The sequence below is a fragment of the Methylosinus sp. Ce-a6 genome (assembly GCF_009811655.1).
Taxonomy (GTDB): domain Bacteria; phylum Pseudomonadota; class Alphaproteobacteria; order Rhizobiales; family Beijerinckiaceae; genus Methylosinus.
This window is the reverse complement of sequence record NZ_BGJX01000018.1, coordinates 28,489-47,070: the sequence shown is the minus strand read 5'-3', so window position 1 is coordinate 47,070 and position 18,582 is coordinate 28,489. Positions and strand designations below refer to the sequence as shown.

The 18,582-nt window shown below is 67.4% G+C and carries 17 protein-coding genes and 1 tRNA gene; 8 read left to right on the top strand and 10 right to left on the bottom strand.

The annotated features are described in order from the left end of the window. Window positions 1–12: 12 nt before the first annotated feature. From Mspo_RS12545 to Mspo_RS12535, 3 genes are read left to right on the top strand one after another with little or no spacing between them, the layout of a single operon-like run. Window positions 13–429, top strand: coding sequence for a cobalamin biosynthesis protein (locus Mspo_RS12545; RefSeq protein WP_244613423.1), 417 nt, complete (start codon window positions 13–15; stop codon window positions 427–429). Continuing rightward, window positions 426–1,193 carry a precorrin-4 C(11)-methyltransferase gene (gene cobM, locus Mspo_RS12540; protein ID WP_159730220.1) on the top strand — a complete coding sequence of 256 codons (768 nt, stop codon included), beginning with the start codon at window positions 426–428 and terminating at the stop codon, window positions 1,191–1,193. The genes Mspo_RS12545 and cobM overlap by 4 nt, the downstream gene beginning before the upstream one ends. Continuing rightward, a complete protein-coding gene (locus Mspo_RS12535) occupies window positions 1,190–2,515 on the top strand; it encodes a cobyrinate a,c-diamide synthase (protein WP_159730293.1) in 1,326 nt (441 codons plus the stop codon). The genes cobM and Mspo_RS12535 overlap by 4 nt, the downstream gene beginning before the upstream one ends. A 285-nt stretch (window positions 2,516–2,800) precedes the next feature. Here Mspo_RS12535 and Mspo_RS12530 read toward each other — a convergent pair whose 3' ends face one another. Both Mspo_RS12530 and Mspo_RS12525 read right to left on the bottom strand, forming a co-directional pair. Beyond that, entirely contained in the window at window positions 2,801–4,306 is a 1,506-nt protein-coding gene (locus tag Mspo_RS12530) for a murein L,D-transpeptidase family protein (protein WP_159730219.1), read from the bottom strand. A gap of 300 nt (window positions 4,307–4,606) precedes the next feature. Further along, window positions 4,607–5,560: an acetyl-CoA carboxylase carboxyltransferase subunit alpha gene (locus Mspo_RS12525; protein ID WP_159730217.1), complete on the bottom strand. Its 954-nt coding sequence runs from the start codon at window positions 5,558–5,560 to the stop codon at window positions 4,607–4,609. A 391-nt stretch (window positions 5,561–5,951) separates the two neighbouring features. Between Mspo_RS12525 and Mspo_RS12520 the strand changes: the two genes are divergently transcribed. Beyond that, the gene (locus Mspo_RS12520; RefSeq protein WP_159730215.1) at window positions 5,952–8,039 is read left to right on the top strand and encodes an ABC transporter ATP-binding protein/permease; all 2,088 of its coding nucleotides are present in this window, start codon (window positions 5,952–5,954) and stop codon (window positions 8,037–8,039) included. Next, window positions 8,036–8,731 (top strand): RlmE family RNA methyltransferase, encoded by a 696-nt coding sequence (locus Mspo_RS12515; RefSeq protein ID WP_159730213.1) that lies wholly within the window; start codon window positions 8,036–8,038, stop codon window positions 8,729–8,731. The genes Mspo_RS12520 and Mspo_RS12515 overlap by 4 nt, the downstream gene beginning before the upstream one ends. 23 nt (window positions 8,732–8,754) lie before the next feature. Here the strand turns inward: Mspo_RS12515 and Mspo_RS12510 are convergent, their stop codons facing one another. The 5 genes from Mspo_RS12510 to map all read right to left on the bottom strand — a co-directional run bounded on the left by Mspo_RS12510 (window position 8,755) and on the right by map (window position 13,042). Continuing rightward, window positions 8,755–10,161 carry an MDR family MFS transporter gene (locus Mspo_RS12510; protein WP_159730211.1) on the bottom strand — a complete coding sequence of 469 codons (1,407 nt, stop codon included), beginning with the start codon at window positions 10,159–10,161 and terminating at the stop codon, window positions 8,755–8,757. A 164-nt stretch (window positions 10,162–10,325) separates the two neighbouring features. After that, the gene (locus Mspo_RS12505) at window positions 10,326–10,925 is read right to left on the bottom strand and encodes a DUF2335 domain-containing protein (RefSeq protein WP_159730209.1); all 600 of its coding nucleotides are present in this window, start codon (window positions 10,923–10,925) and stop codon (window positions 10,326–10,328) included. Next, window positions 10,906–11,265 carry a hypothetical protein gene (locus Mspo_RS12500; RefSeq protein ID WP_159730207.1) on the bottom strand — a complete coding sequence of 120 codons (360 nt, stop codon included), beginning with the start codon at window positions 11,263–11,265 and terminating at the stop codon, window positions 10,906–10,908. Before Mspo_RS12500 ends, Mspo_RS12505 begins: the two co-directional genes overlap by 20 nt. Before the next feature lie 203 nt (window positions 11,266–11,468). Continuing rightward, window positions 11,469–12,170 (bottom strand): DNA repair protein RadC, encoded by a 702-nt coding sequence (gene radC, locus Mspo_RS12495; RefSeq protein WP_244613422.1) that lies wholly within the window; start codon window positions 12,168–12,170, stop codon window positions 11,469–11,471. Window positions 12,171–12,205: 35 nt separating this feature from the next. Next, window positions 12,206–13,042, bottom strand: a complete 837-nt coding sequence (map, locus tag Mspo_RS12490; RefSeq protein ID WP_159730203.1) for a type I methionyl aminopeptidase — start codon at window positions 13,040–13,042, stop codon at window positions 12,206–12,208. Window positions 13,043–13,202: 160 nt separating this feature from the next. Between map and Mspo_RS12485 the strand changes: the two genes are divergently transcribed. Together Mspo_RS12485 and gpt are read left to right on the top strand one after the other, a co-directional pair. Beyond that, entirely contained in the window at window positions 13,203–13,955 is a 753-nt protein-coding gene (locus Mspo_RS12485; protein WP_159730201.1) for a molybdopterin-binding protein, read from the top strand. Window positions 13,956–13,972: 17 nt separating this feature from the next. Further along, window positions 13,973–14,458 (top strand): xanthine phosphoribosyltransferase, encoded by a 486-nt coding sequence (gpt, locus tag Mspo_RS12480; protein ID WP_159730199.1) that lies wholly within the window; start codon window positions 13,973–13,975, stop codon window positions 14,456–14,458. 6 nt (window positions 14,459–14,464) lie between these two features. Here gpt and Mspo_RS12475 read toward each other — a convergent pair whose 3' ends face one another. After that, complete coding sequence (locus Mspo_RS12475; RefSeq protein WP_159730198.1) at window positions 14,465–16,444, bottom strand: hypothetical protein; 1,980 nt, start codon at window positions 16,442–16,444, stop codon at window positions 14,465–14,467. A 197-nt stretch (window positions 16,445–16,641) separates the two neighbouring features. Between Mspo_RS12475 and Mspo_RS12470 the strand changes: the two genes are divergently transcribed. Next, a tRNA-Leu gene (locus tag Mspo_RS12470) sits at window positions 16,642–16,727 on the top strand. A gap of 2 nt (window positions 16,728–16,729) precedes the next feature. Here the strand turns inward: Mspo_RS12470 and Mspo_RS12465 are convergent. After that, the gene (locus tag Mspo_RS12465) at window positions 16,730–17,143 is read right to left on the bottom strand and encodes a hypothetical protein (RefSeq protein ID WP_159730197.1); all 414 of its coding nucleotides are present in this window, start codon (window positions 17,141–17,143) and stop codon (window positions 16,730–16,732) included. Between the two features lie 55 nt (window positions 17,144–17,198). Continuing rightward, window positions 17,199–18,581: a sensor histidine kinase gene (locus tag Mspo_RS12460; protein ID WP_159730196.1), complete on the bottom strand. Its 1,383-nt coding sequence runs from the start codon at window positions 18,579–18,581 to the stop codon at window positions 17,199–17,201. Window position 18,582: the final 1 nt, after the last annotated feature.

Here is an 18,582-nt window from a genome sequence, read left to right as displayed (position 1 = left end):
AGCGCCGGGCTTATGGCCGGGTCGGATGAGGGCTCGTCGCGCCGCCAGCGTCTCGAGGAGACGAGCGGAAAGGACCCTCATCCGACCGCGCTTCGCGAGGCCGCCTTCTCCCACGAGTGGGAGAAGGAGTGGCGCGTCGAGAAGGCGCTCTTCACCATCGAATCGAAACGCGGCGAAGAGGGATTCCATGAGGCGGCGCGGTTGCTGAATATGCCGCTCGTCCTCCTGCCTCTCGCAGCCCTCCTCGCCCGCGAGGACGAGCTGCTCACCCGCTCGCCCCGCGTCGCGGCGCTCACAGGCGTCGGCAGCGTGGCGGAGGCGGCGGCGCTCGTCGGCGCCGGGCCGGGAAGCCTGCTCCTCGGCCCGCGCATCACAAGCGCGCATGCGACCTGCGCGATAGCGCGAAATGCGCTAGACGAAAGCCCATGACCATACATTTCATCGGCGCCGGCCCCGGCGCGGCCGATCTGCTGACGCTGCGCGGCCGCGACATGCTCGCGCGCTGCCCCGTCTGTCTCTACGCCGGCTCGCTGGTCGCGCCGGAGATTCTCGCCCATTGCCCAAAGGGCGCGCGCATCGTCGACACGGCGCCGCTCTCGCTCGACGCCATCATCGCCGAGATGCAGAACGCCCACGCCGCCGGGCTCGAGGTGGCGCGGCTCCATTCCGGCGATCTCTCCATCTGGAGCGCCGTCGGCGAGCAGACGCGGCGGCTCGAGGCGATCGGCGTTCCCTACACCATCACGCCCGGCGTGCCAGCCTTCGCCGCCGCCAGCGCCGCGCTGAAACGCGAGCTGACGCTGCCGGAAGTCGCGCAATCGGTCGTGCTGACGCGCACCTCGGGCCGCGCCTCGGCCATGCCGCCGACGGAGACGCTCGCCGCCTTCGCCGCGGCGCGCGCGACGATGGCGATTCACCTCTCCATCCATGCGCTCGACCGCGTCGTCGCGGAGCTCGCGCCCTTCTATGGCGCGGAGTGCCCCATTGCGCTCGTCTATCGCGCCTCCTGGCCCGATGAGCGCATTGTGCGCGGAACGCTGGCGACGATCGAGGGGCTGGCCGGGGCCGCGCCGATGGAGCGCACAGCGCTCATTCTCGTCGGCCCTGCGTTGGCGGCCGAGGACTTCCGCGAGAGCGCGCTCTATGACGCGGGCTATGACCGGCGCTTCCGCCCGACCGGAGCGCGAAGCTGAGCGCGCCCGGACTTCTCGTCGCCGCCGTCCGCTCCGGCGCCGGAAAAACGACGGTGACGCTCGGGCTGATGCGCGCTCTGGCGCGGCGAGGCCTCCACGTCTGCGGCGTGAAATGCGGGCCGGATTACATCGATCCCGCCTTTCATGCCGCCGCGACCGGGCGCGACAGCCTCAATCTCGATTCCTGGACGATGGAGCCCGAGCTTCTCGCCCAATTGGCGCTGCGCGCGAGCGAGGACGCCGATATCGTCGTCGCGGAAGGCGCGATGGGCCTTTTCGACGGCGCTCCCGGCGCGCCGGGGCAGACCGGGGCCTCCGCCGATATCGCCGCCCATCTCGGCTGGCCGACGCTGCTGGTCATGGATGTCTCCGGACAGGCGCAGAGCGCCGCGGCCATCGCGCGCGGCGTCGCTCTCCATGACGCGCGCGTGAAGCTCGCCGGCGTGCTGCTCAACCGCGTCGGCTCCGAGCGCCATCGCAGGCTCGCGCAGGAGGCGATCGAGGCGGTCGGCATAAAAGTCTTCGGGGCCCTGCCTCGCGATGGCGGGATCGCCCTGCCCGAGCGCCATTTGGGGCTGGTGCAGGCGGGCGAGACGCGAGAACTCGCTTCCCTGCTCGATCGGCTGGCGGATCGCATCGACGCCCATGTCGACCTCGACGCGCTGCTGGCCGCCGCCGCCGGCGGGCCGAGGGGCGTCGCGCGCGGGCCGCTCGACGTTCCGCGGCCGCCGGGCGGACGCATCGCGGTGGCGCGAGACGAGGCCTTTTCCTTCTTCTATCCGCATCTTTGCCGCGCCTGGCGCGAGGCGGGCGCAAAGATCGCTTTCTTTTCGCCGCTCGCCGATCAGGCGCCGCCCGAGGATTGCGACGCCTGCTGGCTCCCCGGCGGCTATCCGGAGCTGCACGCCGGAAGGCTCGCGGCGGCGGGGAGTTTTCTGGAGGGTCTTCGCCGCTTTGCGGCGACGCGCCCGGTCCATGGCGAGTGCGGCGGCTATATGACGCTCGGCCGAACGCTGACCGACGCCGAAGGGCGCGTTCACGCGATGGCCGGCCTGCTCGATCTGGCGACGAGTTTTGCGCAGCGCAAACTCAATTTGGGCTACAGACGCGCGCGCCTTTCCTCCGATTGCGCGCTCGGCGCGGCGGGCGATGAACTCGCCGGTCACGAATTCCACTACGCCACCATAGTGAGCGAGAAGGGCCCGCCCTTTGCGGCGGTTACAGACGCCTATTCGCAGGAGGAGCGGCCCGCCGGCCTGCGCGAAGGCCTCGTGACGGGGAGCTTTTTCCACGCCATGACGAAAAAAAAGGGCCGCCGGTAACTGCCAGCGGCCCAAGTCAAGGGAGGAAACGCCCAAGGAGGGCTACGGAGCGAGACAATCTCTCGCTGCGTCGCACTGTTGTATTGCTGCGGCGCACAAGTGTCAAGCGCAAATTTAGAAGACCGCCATAGTGTCGCATCGGGAACGAATTTGCGGCGGTCGTTCGGGCGCGCGCGCCACAGCCAATAGCAACGCTGCCGGCGCCTTTTTTATGTCAATGCAGGCAAAATTGAGACGATCCGCCTCTTCGGCGGATCTTTCCACCCCGAATTGGGGACCTTCGCCTCAGGGGCGAGCGGAGGGCGGCGGCAAGGCTTCCCGCAACGCCGGCGCGCCGGCGGCGACCTGAGCGACCTTGGCGTGACGCTCGCCGTCGAGAGAGGCCTGCGGCTTTTTCGCCGGATCGGCGGCGCGCTGCGGCGGCGGGGATGTCGGCGTTTGAGACGCCGCGGATTGGCGCGCCGCGTTCGGAGCGGATTTGATCGCGGCGGATTTGACGGGCCCGGCCTTCTGCGCCTTGGGAACCTCCGTCTTCGCCGGCTCCGCTTTGGCGGCCGGCGCGGCGGCTTCGCTCTGCGACGTCGGCGCGGCCGGCGGCTCCTTGGAAAAGCCGAGCAGCCCGCCGATCGAATCGGTCGCGCTGGCGAAGGCGCCGAGCTTGGCCGGCTCGACGAGCGCGGGCTCGACCGGCGTCACGGGCGGGACGCGCTGCGTCGTCGCGACCTTGGTCTCGGTCTCTTTCTCGGCCTTGGCGGCGAGCTTGGCGGCAGCCATGGCGACGACCGGCGAACGGGACTTCCCGCCGCGGGTCTTCTCGTCGAGGGCGATCTCGATCGGCGCGACCAACGCTTCCGGCCGGCTCACCTCGGCGACGCGGGCGTAGAAATCGGGATGCTGGCCGCCGTCCTGATAGACCAGGCGCACCGGCTTCACGCCCGCCGCCGCCAGCTCCGCCACTTTCGCCTCGTCGGCGGCCGCCTTTTGCGCGACCTGGACCTCGAGCTCCGCATTGCGCGTGAGCGGCGGGCAGGCCGCGGAAGCGTCGAGCGGCTGGCCATTGGCCGCGGCGGCGTCGAACACATAGCGCCGCCCGCAGACGCCGACCGTCGGCTCCCTGCCGGCGATCTCGAAATGATCGGAGCCTTCCTTCAGCTGCTTCCAGAAGCCGATATTCGGGTCCAGCCGGTGTTTGGCCAGATTTTCCGCCGTCATCTTGAACGGATAGGACTGCATCTGGATCGCGCGCTGGCCATTGTTGAACGACGTCCGCAGAATGGCGTAGATTTCTGCGATCTGCCGATCCGTCATCGAGAAGCAGCCGGCCGACGAGCAGGCGCCGTGAACCATTATGGAGCCGCCGCCGTGACCGAAGGCGCGGTCATAGGCGTTGGGATAGCCGACGTTGAAGGAGAGGTAATAGGCGGAGTTCGGATTCATCTGGCCGGGGGTGATGGAATAGAACCCCTCCGGCGCCTGGCGGTCGCCCTCCCGGACCTTGGGCCCGAGCTGGCCGGACCAGCGGCACATGGGGAAGGTCTTGACGAAAGCGTAGCGGCCGTCGGGCCGCTGCTTCCAGATTTGAAGCTCCGCCTCTTTCTTATAGGCGCGGATGAGGGTCGGCGATTCCTTGGCGACGCCGACCTGCTCCATCAGCGCCAGCGTCTCCGGCGGAATGGGCGCGAGCGAGCGCTGGGAGCCGGAGCCGAGATCATTGCAGGCGGAGAGCGCGAGAGCGGCCGCTCCGGCGAGGCCCAAATGGGCGCGACGCCCGGCTTTTCGGATGAGAGTCATTCTCGCCCCGCTTTTCTTTGGTCCCCGCCCGCGGGCGCGAATCGCGCCGGCAGATCCTAGCACGACGATAGACGCCGAATTGCCAACGTCCTTCTAACGCAAGCGGAAGATCAAGGCCAGAGCGTGGCCGTCATCGCCCGGATGAGGGCGCGAATTCTCCAGAAGGTTAATCGCTCGTTCACGCGAGGAGATCGGGCCGCCTGCGATTTTCGCTGGAGGAATTCTGCAAAAAGCCTCCATCCGTCTTTGTTTTCACGCGCTTCCGACGCCGAACCGGCGTGTGGTTCGGCTGGAAACGCTCTAGACCTTGCGCCCGACGGAGAGAAAACGCTCCGCCCGCGCCTCGACGATCTGCGCGCGGGAGAGATTGGCGAGGCCGGCCAGCGCGTCGTCTATTCCCTCGCCGACGGCGGCGACGGCCGTCTCGGGATCGCGATGCGCGCCGCCCGGCGGCTCGGCGACGATGACGTCGATGATGCCGAATTTCAGCAGATCCTGGGCGGTGATCTTCATGCTGGTGGCGGCGTCCTGCGCCTTGGAGGCGTCGCGCCACAGAATAGAAGCGGAAGCCTCGGGCGAAGCGACCGTGTAGACCGCATGCTCGAGCATCAGCACCTTATTGCAGCTGGCGATGGCTATGGCGCCGCCGGAGCCGCCCTCGCCCACCACCACGGCGACATTGGGCACGCCGAGCGACAGCGACACGTCGATGGAGCGGGCGATCGCCTCGGCCTGGCCGCGCTGCTCGGCGTCTATGCCCGGAAAGGCGCCGAAAGTGTCGACGAGCGAGATGACCGGCAGGCCGAATCGATCGGCGAGCTCCATCAGCCGGGCGGCCTTGCGATAGCCCTCCGGCCGCGCCATGCCGAAATTATGCTCGAGCCGGCTCTCCGTGTCGGAGCCCTTCTCCTGGCCGATGAGGCAGACCGGCTCGCCGCGAAAGCGCGCGAAGCCGCCGACGATGGCGGCGTCCTCGCCGAAGACGCGGTCGCCCGCGAGCGGCGTGAACTCGCTGAACAAAAGCCGCACATAATCGGAGAAATGCGGCCGCTGCGCATGGCGCGCGACCTGGATTTTCTGCGTCGGGGTGAGGCTGGCGTAGAGATCGGCGAGCGCCTTGTGCGCCTTGGCCTCGAGCTTGGTCAGCTCGTCGGCGATGGACACGCCGTCGCCCTTGGACGCCAGCGCGCGCAGCTCCTCCACCTTGGTCTCCAATTCGGCGACGGGCTTTTCGAAGTCGAGATAGGAACGCATGCGGCGGACGACACGGGATTGCGGCTCGGGAGCCTAGCGAAACGGCGGCGGAAACTGGCCGTAACGGCGCGGGAAGTCAAGAACGCGGCTCCTTCCCACCGCCCCGGAGGCCGAAAACGGCGAATTTTTTCTGCGCGGCGCGAAGCGCAGGATTTCCTCCGCGCGAGGCGACGCTCGCGTCCGTCGACGCGGGCTTCGGCGCAGATCGAGCAAATCCTTCCCGGGCGAAGGGGCGCCGCGGCGGCTCCGATTTGCCCTTCCCGCCAAAAGCGCGCTATCGCAGGGCGGAGCGCGGGCCGACACGCCACGCCATTGGCGCAATCTCGAGATTAGTGCGCAGCGAAGCGACGCTCCACGCGCATGCGGCGCGATGATTGAGAGGAATTGAGACATGCAGGCACTCGGCGCGGCCGTCGCCGTCTTCGCGGCGCTATCGCTCGCAGCGGGCGTTCATCTCGGCGACGCCGGTCTCTTCCTCCTCGCCGCGGGCGCGGGACTCTGCGCCTTCACCACCTGGCGCAGCGCAGCCATCTCGAGCTTCCTCAAAATCTTCGTCTCCGTCTTCTCGGTGGAGACGATCGTCTTCGGCGCCGCGCGCCTGCTCGAGGTCGAAGGGCTGTGGCCCGCCTCCCTCGCCGATTATGCGCTGCCGGAGAGCCTGTCGCTCACCGTCGCCGTCTTCTCGATCGTCGTTTTCGCCCTCTCCCATGTCCCGGTCGTGCGCGAGATGACGCGCATCGCCGACCTCTATTTCGATTCGCGGGAAAGGGGCGAGGTCGTTCTCCGCGGCCGTCCGCTCCTCGCGACGCGCGAGACATGGATCGCCGTCGCGATGATCGTGGCGCTGGTGCTCATCAATCAGGCGCAGGTCGCCATCGGCGTGCGCCTCTCCTTCATCCGCCGCGACTACTACACGGCGCTTCAGGAGATGAACGCGAGCGAGTTCTGGCGGCTGTTCCTCTATGGCTTCACGCCCTGGGCCTTCGTCGCCATTCTCTCCGCCGTCGTCGAATATGTCGTGCAGTCGACGCTCATCATCCGATGGCGCAAATGGCTGACGCTGCACTATGTCACGCGCTGGCTGGGCGGACGCCGCCATTACGCCATGGCGCTCGCCGGCGGGGCGACGGACAACCCCGACCAGCGCATCGCCGAGGACGTCAACCGCTTCATCGACGGCGGCGATTCCGGCTATGGAATCTACTCCTATTCGATCCTGCTGATCTCCAAAGTCAGCTCTCTCGTCTCCTATTCGATCGTCCTTTGGGACATTTCCAGCTCATTCACCTTCGGCGACATCGCCATCCCGGGGTTTCTGTTCTGGGCGGCGCTCATCTATGCGACATTCGGCACGGTGACGACGCATCTGATCGGCTGGCCGCTCACCACTCTGCTTTTCGAGAAGCAGCGCCGCGAGGCCGATTTCCGCTTCTCGCTGGCGCGCCTGCGCGAATATGGCGAGCAGATCGCGCTGCTCGGCGGCGAGAATGCGGAGCGCGCGACCCTCGCTCAGCGCTTCGGCGCGATCGTCTCCAACTATCTCGCCATCATCGACCGCCGCAAGAAGCTCGTCTCCTTCACGGCCACTTACGGCCAATTGTCGATCATCATTCCCTTCGTGCTGACCGCGCCATTCTTCTTCGCCGGCACGATCAAGCTCGGCGTGATGCGCCAAGCCGCCGACGCCTTCGGAAGCGTCGAAAGCGCGCTCGCATTCTTTATCGACTACTATGTCACGCTCTCCGACTTCCGAGCCGTGCTCGACCGTCTCGCCTCTTTCGACGCGGCCGCCGATCGCGCCGACGAGCTCCGGGCCGCGACGCCGACTCGCCCCGCCCAGACGCGCGACATAAAGCTCGACGTGACGCTCACTCTGCCGGACGGCCGCCGCCTCGTCGAAGCGAGGCGTCTCGAATTCGCGCCCGGCGAATCGGCGCTGCTGACCGGCCCTTCCGGCTCCGGCAAATCGACCTTGTTCCGCGCCGTCGCCGGCATATGGCCCTATTGCGACGGCCGCATCGAGATTCCCGCCGATGCGCGCGTGATGCTGCTGCCGCAGCGGCCCTATGTGCCGATCGGCTCGCTCGCCCGCGCCGTCGCCTACCCCGCCGAGCCCGAAGCCTATTCGCGCCATGACATCGCCGCTGCGCTGGAGACCGCGCGCCTGCCGGACTTCGTCGCCAGCCTCGAGGTGGAGAGCAATTGGGGCCAACGCCTCTCCGGCGGCGAGCAGCAGCGCGTCGCCATCGCGCGGGCGCTGCTCGCCAAGCCGGACTGGCTCTTCCTCGACGAGGCGACCTCGGCGCTCGACGAGAAGCTCGAGAGCGAGATCTACTCCATGCTGAAAGAGCGCCTGCCGCAGACGACCATCGTCTCCATCGGCCATCGCTCCAGCCTCTACGCCTTCCACCGCCGCCACATCGCGATGGAGCCCGCGGTCGATGGGACCTTCACGCCGCGCGAGGCCGTGCTCGCATGACGAAGGCAGGCGCATCGGGGCGCGAAGGCGGCCGCTCGCTGAAGACGCGCGTGAAGACGGCGAGGAAGCGGTCGCTGTCCTCGACGCTCTGGCTCGAGCGCCAGCTCAATGACCCTTATGTCGCCATGGCCAAGCGCGACGGCTATCGCTCGCGCGCGGCCTATAAGCTGCTCGAGATGGACGAGCGCTACAAGCTCTTCGCCCCCGGAAAACGCATCGTCGATCTCGGCGCCGCGCCCGGCGGCTGGTCGCAGATCGCGGCGCGGCGCGTGAAATCGGCCGAGGGCAAGGGCAAGGTCGTCGGCATAGATCTCCTCGAGATGGAGCCTCTTCCCGGCGTCGAATTCACGGTCATGGACTTCAACGACGAGACCGCGCCGGAGCGGATCAAAGCCATGCTCGGCGGCGAGGCCGACGGCGTGATGTCCGATATGGCGGCCAACGCCACCGGCCATAAGCAGACCGACCATTTGAAGATCGTCGCGCTGGCCGAGCTCGCCGCCGATTTCGCTCGGGACGTGCTGGCGCCGGGCGGCTTTTTCGTCGCCAAAGTGCTGCAGGGCGGCACGGAGGGCCAGTTGCTCGCGGCGCTGAAGCGCGACTTCGCGCAAGTGCGCCATGTGAAGCCCGCCGCGAGCCGCTCCGATTCGGCCGAGCTCTATGTGCTGGCGACGGGCTTTCGCGGCGGCTGAGCCGGATTTCGAAAAAAGTCTACTCAGGCCGATCCGTCGGCCGCCGCCGCCGCTTTTCCCGTGAGCCCCGCGCCCGCCATCGGCGCGAGCCCGCGGAAGATCAGCGCCGAAGAGGCCGAGACCGCCGCGACGGCGAGGAAGGCCGCGTCGAAATCCGCGAGCCGCAAGGCGCCGCCGCTATGCAGCGCGCGCGCCGTCTCGAGCGCGGCGGCGCCCAGCGACACGCCCGCCGACAGCGACAATTGCTGCCCCGCCGAGGCCAAGCTCGTCGCCCGGCTCATCGCCTGACGGTCGATATCGGCATAGCCGATCGCGTTCAGCGCCGTGAATTGCAGCGAGCGGAAGAAGCCGCCGACGAGCAGCACGCCCATGATGATCCAATGCGGCGTCTGTGGCGAAAATAACGCGTTGAAGCAGAAGAACGCCGTCGAGATCAGCGCATTGACGATCAGCACGCGCCTAAATCCGAAACGCCCCAGAATGGGCTGCGCCGTGGTTTTCATGGCTATGGCGCCGATGGCGGCGATGAAGGTCAGCGATCCCGATTGAAAGGCCGTGAGGCCGAAGCCGGTCTGCAGCATCAGCGGCAGCAGGAAGGGTACTGCGCCGAGCCCCATGCGGAACAGGAAACCGCCGACAACGGCGGCGTGAAAGGTCGGCACGCGCAAGAGATCGAGATCGATGATCGGATGCGGCGTCCGCCGCGCGTGGCGCACATAGAGGAAAAGCGCGGCCGCGCCGCCCGCCGCGAGCCCCGCCGCGACCGGGACGGGGACTATGCCCTGGCCGATGACGCCGAGCCCGAGGACGAGCGCGGAGAGTCCCGCTCCCGAGAGAAGAAAGCCCGTCACATCGAGCGGCGGAACGCGCTCCTCGCGCAGATCGGGAATATAGCGGGGAACGAGCGCGACCCCGAGCAAGCCGATCGGCACATTGATCCAGAAGATGTAGCGCCAATGGAAATAGGTTGCGATGAAGCCGCCGAGCGGCGGCCCGACCACGGGGCCGATCAGCGCCGGAATGGTGAGATAGGCGAGCGCGCGCACGAGCTCGTGACGCGGAGCGACCCGCAGCAGCACCAGCCGCCCCACCGGCGTCATCATCGCCCCGCCGAGCCCCTGCACGATTCGCGATGAGACGACGCCGGCGAGCGAGGTGGAGAAGCCGCAGAGAATAGAGCCGAAGGTGAAGACGAGGATCGCGGCGCGAAACACCCGCCGCGCGCCATAGCGATCAGCGACCCAGCCGGAGAGCGGAATAAAGACGGCGAGCGACAGCAGATAGGAGGTGAGCGCGAGCTTCAGCGCCACCGGGTCCTCGTGCAGATCGGCGGCCATGGCCGGCAGCGCCGTGGCCAGCACCGTGCCGTCGAGATTCTCCATGAACAGAGCCGTGGCGATGATGAGCGGCGTGGCGGCGAAGAAAGACAACGGACCTCTTATGCTGTCTCGGGGGGATAGTGATGGCGCAGTCACGACCCGGGCCGCCTTGGCGCACCATGCGTTTGGAGCGCCGGCCGCGCCTTTATGGCTCTGCAATCGCAGCCCGCCGCCGTGACGCTGATCCCTCGCGCGCTCTGGCGGTCAAGCGGAGGTCAACGGCCCGATTTCCCGCCGCCGATTTTTCCGGCCTTGCGTTTATTGTTCTGGCCCTCTTTTCTTGCAGATGCGTCCGTGCTTTCAAGCTCCACGTTCTGATTTTGGAGGGGGTTCCCCATGGTTATTTGCCCCCTGACGAACAGAGTGACCAGCGGTATGATTACTGCGGCTCCGAGCGCGCTGCCGGCAATTTGTTTATCGTTATAGATAAGTAAAACGCTTCCGATAATGGAGACGGTCGCGAGCATGAACCCGTAGAACTGCCCTCTCGTCACATAATCCGCAACGCGCCGTTCCATGAAATGCCCATGCGCGAGATCCGCTTCCGCCATCTTGAATATTCTATCCGCCAAACCTTTTTGAACGCTCTCATATCCCTCGATTATAGAAGGAGGCGGATAGTCGCCGTCCCAGCTGGAGTGAGTTATGCTGAGCGTTGCGCCTCCGACCTTCGATAAAACCGCGCGCTGTACGTCGGCAGGGAGCTCCAGGAATTCCGGCGGGAGCTCTCCCTCTATTTTTCTTTCGATTACAGGGACAATTTCATTCGCAGAGATGTCGCCGGGCATCCGATTTTCACTTCTGTCGTCTGCCATTTTGCTCTTGCATCAGCTGTTGGACACCGCGATTCAGCGTCACGCCGACAGAGCGGAACGACTTCCCTACGCCCGTTTTGCTGTGCAGCAAATCGACAGTATTATGGGTTGGAAAAACCCTCAACGGAGACGTCACCCCGTCGATGACCCCACGCAAAAAGGCCGACGAGTTTGCATGGTTCCGCTTGAAGAGCTGTCCGCTCATGGCTGAAGCTCCATCATGGCCCCGCCCTAGACAGCGGATCAGAGAGAAGAACTGAAACAGTCGGCTGATTTGGCCGCCCTTGTCAAGCTTCTGCCCACCGGCGGCTCTGTCATTGGCGACGCGCTCAATAGCCATGTGTTCTACGCGGATCCTGCTGAACGGCGACTAAACATCGCCAGCTTACGCCGCGATATCACAAGGCCTATCTAATAGGCGTTCGAAGATTTTTCCATCTGCCTTTTTCACGCAAGTCCCGTCGACGATCGTTCGTCCTCCCGCATGGCCCTGGCGACGGGAAAACTCAAAGGCCGAGCTGCGCCGCGCGCTACGGCGCGTCCTCAAATGAACTTCAGCCCCTTCAAGCTCGAATGCCCATTGCGCCCGACGATCAGATGATCGTGCACGGCGATGCCGAAGGGCTGCGCGATGGCGATAATGTCCAGCGTCATGCGGATATCCGCGGTCGAAGGCGTCGGATCGCCGGAAGGGTGATTATGCGCCAAGATCAGCGCCGATGAGCCCAATTCCAGGGCGCGGCGCACCACCTCGCGCGGATAGACGGGCGTGTGGTCCACTGTGCCGACGCCCTGAACCTCGTCCGCGATCAGTCCGTTGCGCTTGTCGAGGAAGAGGATGCGGAACTCCTCGCGATCGCTATAGGCCATAGCCGCGCGGCAATAGTCGATCACATCGACGAAGGAGGAGAGCACGGCGCGCTTTTGCAGATTGCCGCGCGCGAGGCGGCGCGCCGCCGCCTCCACGAGCTTGATCTCGCAGATCGCCGCCTCGCCGAGCCCGTCGATCTCGCGCAGCCGCTCCGGCCGCGCGGCGACGACCTCGGAATAGGAGCCGAATCGGGCGATCAGCGATTTGGCGAGCGGCTTCACGTCCCGCCGCGGAATGGCCCGGTAGAGCACGAGCTCCAAAAGCTCGTAATCGGCGAGGGCGGCCTCGCCCGCCTCCAAAAAACGGTCGCGCAGCCGCTGCCTGTGCCCGTGGAAATGCGGAGCCTCCTCGCGCAGCCCGTCGGCGGCCTTCACGCCGGCCGCTCGCCGCCGGGGCGCGCGCGGCTCGCTCACGCGGCGCCCGGGGCCGCGTTCGGATTGTCGAGCCCGGTGGGCGAAGCGGTGAAGATTTCGACGCCGGTCTCGGTCACGCCGAGCGAATGCTCGAACTGAGCCGAGAGCGAGCGGTCGCGGGTGACGGCGGTCCAGCCGTCGGAGAGGATCTTCACCTGCGGCCGGCCGAGATTGATCATCGGCTCTATGGTGAAGAACATGCCCGGCCGCAGCTCGACCCCTTGGCCCGCGACGCCGTAATGCAGAATATTGGGCTCGTCGTGGAACAGCCGGCCGAGCCCATGGCCGCAGAAATCGCGCACGACGGAGCAGCGCTCGGCCTCCGCGAAGCGCTGGATCGCCGCGCCTATGTCGCCGGTCGTCGCGCCGGGCTTCACCACGGCGATGGCGCGCATGAGGCTCTCATAGGTCACGTCGATCAGGCGCCGGGCGCGGCGCGGCGTCTCGCCCACGGCGAACATGCGGCTCGAATCGCCGTGCCAGCCGTCGACGATGAAGGTCACGTCGACATTGACGATATCGCCCTCGCGCAGCGGCTTCTCGTCCGGAATGCCGTGGCAGACGACATGATTGATCGAGGTGCAGATGGATTTGCGATAGCCGCGATAGTCGAGCGGGGCGGGATAGGCGCCGCTCGCAATGGCGAAGTCGAAGACGAGATCGTCCAGCGCCTTGGTGGTGACGCCGGGCTTCACATGCGGCACGAGCATGTCCAGCGCCTCGGCGGTCAGCCGGCCGGCGCGACGCATCCCTTCGAAATCCTCGGGTCCGTGGAGCTTGATCTGGCCGCTCTTGCGCCCTGAGCCCGCGAGGTGGGACTCGACGAATGTCATGCTGTGCTCTCTGCTTGGTGTCGCCGGCTTTGGCTTATAAATTAAGAAATTGGCGCCGCAAAGCAAGATGCGGCCCGGGCCTGCGAGGGCCCGGAGGCTGGCCTAGGCGGCGGCCGTGGCATAGAGTCTCGGCGAGACTGGCCTTTTGGGGAGCGGCGCGATGGCGCGCGAAGACATAGTTACCGCCGCCGTGCTCGTGATCGGCGACGAGATCCTGTCCGGCCGCACGCAGGATCTCAATACCAATTATATCGCCAAATATCTCGGCGAATTGGGGATCGACCTGCGCGAGGTCCGCGTCGTGCCGGATGTCGAGGAGGAGATCGTCGCCGCGCTGAACGCGCTCAGGACGCGTTACAGCTACGTCTTCACCACGGGCGGCATCGGCCCCACCCATGACGACATCACCGCCGACGCGGTGGCCAAGGCCTTCGGCGCGCCGATCGCCGAGGACGAGCGCGCCATCGCCATGCTGCTCGAGCGCATCGCCCCGCAGGATCTCAATCCCGCCCGCCGGCGCATGGCCCGCATCCCAGAGGGCGCCGAGCTGATCGAAAACGCCATCTCCAAAGCGCCGGGCTTCATGATCGGCAATGTGATCGTCATGGCCGGCGTGCCGATCATCATGCAAGCCATGCTGGACGCCGCCGCCGGACGCATCGTCAAGGGCGTGAAGGTGCAGGTCGCGACCGTCGACGCGCATAACATTCCGGAAGGTCGCTACGCCGCCGATCTCGAGCGCATCGCCGGGGAGCACGCGCGCGTGACGGTCGGCTCCTATCCCTCCTTCTCCAGCGCCGGCGTGCGCAATCAGATCGTGCTGAGGAGCCGCGACGGGGCCGAGCTCGAGAAGGCCGCGGAGAAAGTGCGCGCGCTGATCGCGCATCTTTCCGCCAATGGAACGCCGCTCTGACGAGCCGAGGAGACCCAATGGAGGACAAAGCATTTCCCGTGTCCTGGGACGCCTTCCACCGCGACGCGCGCGCGCTCGCCTGGCGGCTCTCGGCGGTCGGCGGCTTCTCGGCCATTGTCGCGGTGACGCGCGGCGGGCTGGTGCCGGCAGGCATTGTCGCGCGCGAGCTCGGCATTCGCGTCATCGATACGATCGGCGTGGCGAGCTACCAGGAAGAGACGCAGCGCGGCGAGGTCCATCTGCTGAAGCCGCTTTCGGAGACCATTCTCGCGCGGCCGAGCGAGGAGGTGCTCATCGTCGACGATCTCGTCGACACGGGCGCGACGGCGAAGGTCGTGCGCGCCTTTCTGCCGAAGGCGCATTTCGCGACCGTCTACGCCAAGCCGCAGGGCCGGCCGCTGGTCGACACTTTCGTCACCGAGGTCTCGCAGGACACTTGGATCTATTTCCCCTGGGACACCGGCCTCACCTTTCAGGCGCCGATCGCCAAAGGATCGTTCTGATCCGGCCTATTCGGCCGGCCGATAGGCCGCGCAATCGAAGATCGCGTAATGCTCGATCGGCGTCCATTGCGGCGCGCCGCCGGAGAGATGCAGCGAATAGCGCAAGGGGCCGCGCCACAGCCGCGCCTCGAGCCCCGCGGCCAGAGCGCTCGGCGATTCGATCGCCCCGACGACAAAGGCCGGCGCGTCGGCGCGCCCGCACAATCTCTCCAACGCGCCCCGCGTGAATGGTGGAAAATCGATGTCGTCGCCGCGGTGCGGCGTCAAAGCGGCGTCGGCGACCCATCCGAGATCGCGCAAAAATCCCATTCGCTCCCACCAGACCAGCGCCAGATCCCGCGAGAATATGACTCCAGATCCCTGCACACGCGACGCCCAATTGGCGCGGCCGAGCCACAGCCAAGGCGCCAGCTTCTCGTTCAGCCAGAGAATTTCGCCCGCATGGGGCGCGACGATCTTCGCCAGCGCCGGCGAGCGGACATCCGCCGAGCGCGCCGGGAAAGGCTCATATGTCCAGCAGAAAGCCGCGAGCGGCGGGGCGACCGCCGTCGCGCAGGCGACGAGGAGCGGACGCGGCCGCCATTGCGCGACCAGCATGGCGAGCGCGACGAAGAGAAGCGGGACATAGGCCGGCTCGGCCGCGCGCAGCACGGAGGACAAGACCGGACCGTCGCTCGGCGCCGTGCGGGCGTATTCGCGCGCGAACCATAGCGCCACGCCGAGCACGGCAATCGCGCAGAGACCGCAAATAGCCATAGAGGCCTGCTCGAGCGTCGCGAAAGACATGCCGCGCCAGCGCTCCCGGCTCCGCCAGGCGAGCACGGCGACGATAGCGAGCAAGGCGCTCTCCGGCTCCGCCTGCAGGATCCAGCTCGTCACGAGAAGCGTGAGAACGATGCGGCCCTGCGCGCCCTCGCGCCACAGGACCGGCGCGGCGAGACCCAGCGCCAGCGGCGCAAAGGCGGAGGCGAGCCAGAGCGCGCGCCAGCTCTGCGCCTGCGCGGCGAGCTCGCTCATGAAGAGATCGCCGAGCAGACAGCTCGCCGTCAGGCCGAGGCCGGCCGCCGCGAGGACACAGAAGAGCAGACGCCGCACAGGCGCCGGCGCGAGGCTCGCCGCCAGCAGCAGCGTGCTCGCCTGCCGCATGATCGCGGTCCATGCGCCCGCTGGCCAATAGGAGAGGAAAACATAGTCGCTCCGCGCCGCGATGATCTCCGCCCATTGCGCGTCGATACGCGTCGTCAGCCGATCGAGCAGCGGCGCGCCGGCGAGCGACGCGACGAGGAGAGCCGCCGCGCCGACGAGCGCGGCGATGAGGATGCGCCGGTCTATCAGCCCCTCATAGAGGAGAGCGACGAGACAAGCGGGCGCGGCGATGATCGGATGGAACGCCGTGGCGACGGCGAGGCAGAGAAGGGCCGCGCCTCGGCGCTCCGCGAGCAGCGCCGCCAGAGCGGCGAGCGCGAAGGCCTCGGCGAAGGGTCTCGGCGTCGCGAAGGGCTCGGCGATGTGAAAGACGCCGAACCCGCCATAGGAACCGTCGAAACAGGCGACGAGCAGCAGCAGCGCGAAGACATGGGCGCCGCGCGCGAGCCGCGACGCGAGCGCGGCCATCGCCGCGAACCAGAGCACGCAGCCGGCGAGAGCGAGCGCTTTCGCCGCTCCCGCCACTCCGAGCAGCGGAATGAGGCCGTCGACGAGCCGAGAGAAGACGCTGAATCTCGATTGGCCGTCGAAGCGGAACATGATGTCGCGGCCGACGCCCTCCGGATCGAGATCGGCGAGGCCGCGGCCCATATAGATCACCGCGTCATGGTCGAGTCCGTAATAGGGGCGCAGCAGGAGGAAGATCGCCGCGCAGGCCGAAAGCGGCGCGAGGACGCGAAAGGCGAGCGGCGAAGAGCGCGCCTCGGGCTTGTCGTCGCCGCTCGGTTCGCGGACTGCGCCGCTGTCGCGCCGCGAGACGAGATCGAGCGAAATGGGCATTCGACTCCCCAGCGATTCGCGCCCGATCAGCGGCTGCGATCATCGAGGCGCGCCGCCGAGACCTATCCGCCCCATGGTTAACGCGAAGTTGCGGGGGCGAGCGGTTTGCCGGCTTCGGCGCGTTGCGCTATCAGGGCTCGCGAGACGTGGCGAAGGCCGTGAAACGGAGCGCTCAGCGCATCGGCCGATCCACAAGGGCGGACGTGGCGGAACCGGTAGACGCAAGGGACTTAAAATCCCTCGGGCCATGCCCATGCGGGTTCGATCCCCGCCGTCCGCACCAGCTCAGCTCGTCACGCGCCAGCCGCCGTCGGGCTTCTTGCAGCCCTGGCCCTTCGCCTGCTGCGGCCGTCCGTCGATGAAAATCTTATGCGTATAATCCCGGCAGCCGCCGAGACCGGCCTCCGGTCCCGGCTCTATGAAACCATAGGCGCCGTGAGCGCCGCGCCAGCTCTTGCGCTGGCCGGAGGCGACCGCCTCCTGCTGCGCGGCGACGGCCGTCACGCGATCCGCCGCGTCGAGCTCGCGGCCGATCGCCGCGCCGACGACGCCCGGCGCCGGCGGCTCGGGCGCGGCGACGACGGCCGCGGTCGGAGCGGAAGGCGCAGCGGAATTGCAGCCGGAGAGAGCGAGCGCGGCGCAGGACACGCCTGCCGCCGTTGCAATTCTGACGATCGCCGAACTTGCCCGTGCCGACATGAGCTCTCTCCGCTGGCGCAATCGTCTCTTCTCTTGCCGGAAGGCTTTCGCCCTGTCAAAGGCCGGGCAGACGCGCCTGCGCGCGCAACCCGCCGAGCGGGCTGTCGCCGAGGGCGAGCGCGCCGCCGTAATCGGCGGCAAGATGCGCGACGATCGACAGGCCGAGCCCCGTTCCCGGCTTCGTCTCGTCGAGACGCTGGCCGCGGCGCGTCGCCTGCGCGCGAAACTCCGGCGCGAGGCCCGGACCATCGTCGTCTATGGTGAAGACGAGCTGGCTGCGCCCGGCCGCGGCGCTCTCCAGCGTCACGGAAAGACGCACCTCGCTCGCCGCCCATTTCCCGGCGTTGTCGAGCAGATTGCCGACGATCTCCTCCAAATCCTGACGCTCGCCGAGAAAGCGCAGCTCCGCCGCCGCCTCGCCGGAGAAGACGACTTTGCGCTCGCCGTAGATTTTGCCGAAAGTGCGCAGAAGCGCCGCCACGACGGGCGCGACCTCCGTCGTCGCGCCGATCGCGCCGGCGCGCGCCGCCGCCCGCGCCCGGTCGAGATAAAAGGAAATCTGATCGCGCATCAGCGTCGCCTGCTCGCTCACCTTGGCGGCGAGCGGCGAGGGCGCGGCGTCCGCCTCATTGACGATGACGCTGAGCGGCGTCTTCAACGCATGGGCGAGATTGCCGACCTGCGTGCGCGAGCGTTCGACGATATCGCGATTGGCGGAGATCATCAGATTGAGCTCCTCGGCGAGCGGCGCCACGTCGGACGGGTAGGCGCTCTCTATGCGTCCGCGCTCGCCGCGGCGAATGAGCGACAACTCCCGCTGCAGCAGCCGCAGGGGCCGCAGGCCGACGCTCACCTGCACGGCGGTGGCGAGCGCGAGCGCTATGGCGAGCAGCGAGAAGGCGACCGTCAGCGACCAGCGAAATCGCGCGATCTGATGCTCCGTCTCCTCGGTCGTCGCGGCGACCTGCACGAGATAGACGCCGATGTCGCCGACATCGATGACGCGCTCGACGATGCGCAGCCAGCGCCCGTCCGGCCCGAGAGCGTCGCCGCGCCGCACGCCTCCGGTCTCCGCCGGCACATGGAGGTCCGAGAGCTTGGGCAGGCGCGCGGCGAAGAGCGAGCGCGAGGCTTTGATCTCATGCGCCTCATTGTCGAGACGGGTGATCTGCCAATACCAGCCGGAGCGCGCGAGCTCGAATTGCGGGTCGCCGAGCTGCCCCGGCCCGCTGCGGCCGTCCTCGCCCGATTCGGAGACGTCTGCGACAATGGCGCGCAGATAGACGCCGAGCCGCTGCTCGAAGACATCCTCCGCGGTCCGGCGGTAATATTCGGTGAGGGCGAGACCGGCGATCATCAGCACGACGGAGCTCAGCGCCGCGGCGGCGAAGAACAGCCGCGCCGCGATCGACCGTCCCGGAAAGCCGAGCCGCCGCATC